The 3914-nt window shown below is 41.1% G+C and carries 4 protein-coding genes and 2 pseudogenes; 3 read left to right on the top strand and 3 right to left on the bottom strand.

Annotated elements, in window-relative coordinates:
• Both QUB30_RS33025 and QUB30_RS34065 read right to left on the bottom strand, forming a co-directional pair.
• The coding region (locus tag QUB30_RS33025; protein ID WP_333342462.1) for a reverse transcriptase N-terminal domain-containing protein at positions 1 to 173 on the bottom strand (173 nt) is incomplete at its 3' end.
• 872 nt (positions 174 to 1045) lie between these two features.
• Positions 1046 to 1156 (bottom strand): annotated as a pseudogene (locus tag QUB30_RS34065) (IS701-like element ISPlag1 family transposase); the annotation flags it as partial.
• A 290-nt stretch (positions 1157 to 1446) separates the two neighbouring features.
• Between QUB30_RS34065 and QUB30_RS33015 the strand changes: the two are divergent.
• Together QUB30_RS33015 and QUB30_RS33010 are read left to right on the top strand one after the other, a co-directional pair.
• Positions 1447 to 2492, top strand: a pseudogene (locus QUB30_RS33015) (transposase).
• Between the two features lie 234 nt (positions 2493 to 2726).
• Complete coding sequence (locus QUB30_RS33010) at positions 2727 to 2900, top strand: hypothetical protein (protein ID WP_333342457.1); 174 nt, start codon at positions 2727 to 2729, stop codon at positions 2898 to 2900.
• Between the two features lie 130 nt (positions 2901 to 3030).
• Here QUB30_RS33010 and QUB30_RS33005 read toward each other — a convergent pair whose 3' ends face one another.
• A complete protein-coding gene (locus QUB30_RS33005; protein ID WP_333342454.1) occupies positions 3031 to 3162 on the bottom strand; it encodes a hypothetical protein in 132 nt (43 codons plus the stop codon).
• 266 nt (positions 3163 to 3428) lie between these two features.
• Here QUB30_RS33005 and QUB30_RS33000 point away from each other — a divergent pair, with 266 nt between their 5' ends.
• A complete protein-coding gene (locus QUB30_RS33000) occupies positions 3429 to 3761 on the top strand; it encodes a patatin-like phospholipase family protein (RefSeq protein ID WP_333342459.1) in 333 nt (110 codons plus the stop codon).
• Positions 3762 to 3914 lie beyond the last annotated feature (153 nt).

Here is a 3914-nt window from a genome sequence, read left to right as displayed (position 1 = left end):
GCAGACCAAGACCTAATCAGGGTCTTCTGAAGTTTGCGAACTGCTTTAACATCACCACGTTCACTCGCTTGGAATATGCGCTTTTGCAACTTAAAAGTTACCTTTTCTAGCTTGCGCCAGTTAAGGTCTTTCCATTCCTCCGTCTGATTGTTCAGCGTATTAGATATATTCATTGCTACTTGTTCTACTCCTTTGGAATTACCGTGTATCTGTCAGCATATCCACACCATTACAGTGAGGCATTCGCTTCTGATACAATCCCTCCCCTAGCCATCATTCGTTAGCTACTTACTGGTTATCGACCTGACCAGAGATAATTAGGGGTTACTTCGTTCCGATTACATATTTGATTGAGTCTTTAGCGTGATACTTTCCACCGGGTTTCTGAGCGGTGCTTATAAGTCGGTCATGGAACCGCTTATGCCCTATCCTTGCCTTTTGGCTTGGTGTTAATCAGCTTTTACCGTATTTTTCAACGGGTTTATGCCTTGTTTCAGTCAGTTACACCATTTTTGTTTACGGCGGTTCAGACGTATCTTTGCTTTTGCTACGCATGGACTCTTGCTCGACAGTTACCGGATTTGACTTCTAGTAGTTCTGCCTTTTAACCCCGCTTTAGTTTAATGGTTGCTACTCATCCAACTAGGGGTTATGCTTTCACCTCTGCACTTGAGGGGAAGGACTTACCGCAAGGCGGTTCACCTCCAAATGTAATCAGTTATCACCAGTCTTATTAACTGGGCTAACCGTCCCATAAGCCTTTCAACTTATTTTAGGTTAAACGAATCGCACCCAGAATCACAAAATTAGACAATAAACATCGAAGGGGAAGTTTTAGTCTGAATTAAATCACTTAATAGCAGCCGTGTTTAATTCGATCTATTGTTTTAAGTAGGTAGGCAGGATTAAACCGAATAATGTAACAGTATGTAAATAGGCTTAAGTCAGCCAGTAGAGAGCATTTGGACACTTTACATCGTTTACAGAGTTGCGTTTTAAAGCGCCGACTTACTTACCATTTTTATCGGCTCAACTTTTGAGCACCCCACACAAGTTCATGGCAAGCAATATGATTTGTTTGAATTATAGCTTGAAGGGACTGGCAAGATTCTCTCCCGGTTAATTGCTTGAGTTCCCTAAGAAATTGCTCAATTTTCTAACGAATAGCACACACATGAGTGTACGTCATTCGTGCGCTTATTGAGTTTTGTCGTTAGTCGCGACTGTCAACTTGTGAGCGATCCGGACTGGTTAAAGTGATGGGTGCGATCGCGCCCTCACCATGTGCCAGTGGGGTAAGTCCTGTAGTTATTAGTAGGGTGCGCCGAGGCGCAGTTTACTACAGATAAACGTAGAAGGAATGCAGTAAGTAGGTCGGCGCAAAAAAACCGAACTATGTTAAAATAAGTAAAGAAAGAGAATACATCTACTGAGGTAACTCAATATATGGGCGCTAGATTAAGGGTATTCCTGACTCAACAACAAGACAAAACTCTATTAGAACTGAGAATTGCGGATGTTCCACAAAAAGTCAAAGATAGAGCAGAAGTAATTAGATTAAATGCACATGGCCCGTAGGTGGAAAAAATAGCTGCTCATTTTAACTGGACTCCACAAACAGTGAGAGAGGTTTTACATAAATGGTCGCATCTAGGCATGAAAGGGCTTTGGGAATCGCCTGGTCGAGGGGCAAAACCCAAGTGGAAAGAGTCAGATATAGAGTTTTTAAAAGAATGCCTCAAAAACGAACCACGTACATATAACAGTCTTCAATTAGTCCAGAAATTAGAAAAAGAACGTTCGGTTAAACTAAGTGCCGACCGATTAAGACGGATACTAAAAAAAAAGGTTTATTTGGAAATTCGCTTAGAAAAAGTCATAAAGTAAAACAAGACCTCATAGTACAAGAAACGAAGCAATCAGACTTAGATATGTTGCAATTAGAGGCAGCGGCGGGAGGAATTGACTTAAAATATTTAGATGAATCAGGATTTTGTGCGTGGAGTGAACCTGGTTATACTTAGGAATGAAAAATCAATAACTTGCACAATTAAACCCCAGAAGCCTTGATCCAAGGTAAACTATTGCTCTATTAGTCACCTTATTTATTTTTCATTCCTTATTACCAAATAGGTGAGCAAAAACGGTTGGAACAAACGAAACGGCGTGGTCGCAGACTAAGTATTGTCGGACTTCTTCAACAGGGAATCAGTTTTGTTTACGGTTTAGTCATTGGGGGTGTTGATCGAAAAGCTTATATCAAAATGATGGAGCGAGAAGCCCAGGAAGCTGCTGAGATTGGACGACGGAGAGTAATCGTACAAGACAACGGCCCAATACACCGATGCAAAGAAGTCCAAGAGTTATGGCCGCATTGGGAAAATCAAGGTTTATATATCTTCTTTTTGCCCAAGTATTGTTCGGAAATGAACCCCATTGAATTGGAGTGGCAACACATTAAAAAAGATGAATTGGCTGCGACATTTGTTTGATGATGAGTTAGAACTCGCCTACGCCGTAATTCAGGGAGTAGAAGTTAGAGGACAAAGGGGAAATTACACTACACAACGTCTTAAGTTTAACTCCAATTAGGTAACTTAATGTTTTGTTACATAGAGAGGTTTTTTACCGCCTACCTACTTAATGTAGAGAGGATCCCTTTCGGAATCATAACTAATCTTCATAAACTTTTACCTCAAACATAAAAAGTATACAGTGTTTTTGTAATGAAGTACCCACTGCATACAGTTTCCAAACCAGTCTCAGGTAGCGAAGTTCAAAAACTTGCCCATGCCCTTAAGAGTGGCGGTTATGTTGCAAATGAAGCTGCTTTGGCTTTAGCTAAACGGATTGCCGCTCGTCGCGATCGTCAGAAAGCTGCCAATGCCACTCCGTATTAATACAAATACTCCAAAGTCTTTCTACAATCTGCATCCTTTGATTAACTTCATACAATCAACCTACTACCGCTACTGTTGCATGATTTTTGGGAACTGGTATAAGTTTGCCGGAGTTGATTTTGATGTCTATTCATTCCCACAAAAGGCCGATCGCAAACCGCACGGCTTCCCCCATCATCGAACAACGATCGCAATCCGAAGCTGTTTTCTCCCACGTGAGCAACTGTTCCCGAAAAGCCGGGTCTTGCTTGGCCCGCTGCACGATCGCTTGCAGTTTCTGACGCCGACGAGCAAATCCGCGCCTTAGCGGGTCGCCGGCTCAGGAGCCAAGATTGGTAAACAGAAACAATCGTCTTCTTTGATATCTGCTGTGGTTATCCGGATGATGACCTTTTTTGATGGTATATGAATTTGCTTTGGTCTAAAAGATAGTTTGCGCCGGAGCAACCAGTTCTTAGTTTCATTTTTGTTGACCATTTAAGCAAAATCTAAAGGAGTACGTGTGATGGTACTAAATTCAACAGAAGAATTCTCTCAATTGATGGTGGTGGTATTCGCGGTATCATTCCTGCGATCGTTCTCAACTACATTGAAGAGCGTACAGGAAAACGCATAGCAACAATGTTTGATTTTATTGCAGGCACTTCAACCGGAGGAATTTTAGCACTGGGTTTAACTAGAAAGAACTCAGACTCTAGCATTAATAATGAGCCCGAGTATACCGCTGCCGAACTTGTAAATTTCTATCGCAAATATGGACAAAAGGTTTTTAAGGAGAATTTGATAGGGGATCTTGATGATTTGCTACAACCCACGCACAACCCAAAAGGTAAGCAAGAAGTTTTAAAGGATCTTCTATAGCAATCCTAAATCAGTTGCAAACGAATCGGGCTTCACTAATCGTGATTAAGTGGGTATTAATTCAGGCTTTTCAACAAACAAAAAAGTCATACATATATAACTTGGTAAAATGAAAAGTTTGACAATGAGTTACCAGCCTAAATAATTTTTTAA

This window comes from Microcoleus sp. BROC3 (assembly GCF_036702515.1).
Classification (GTDB): Bacteria; Cyanobacteriota; Cyanobacteriia; order Cyanobacteriales; family Microcoleaceae; genus Microcoleus.
This window is presented reverse-complemented; position numbering and strand designations above follow the sequence as displayed.

What these genes read in the sequence shown, in the direction of transcription:
- QUB30_RS33010 (WP_333342457.1), top strand. Translation starts at nt 2,727, where the DNA reads ATGAAGTACCCACTGCATACAGTTTCCAAACCAGTCTCAGGTAGCGAA.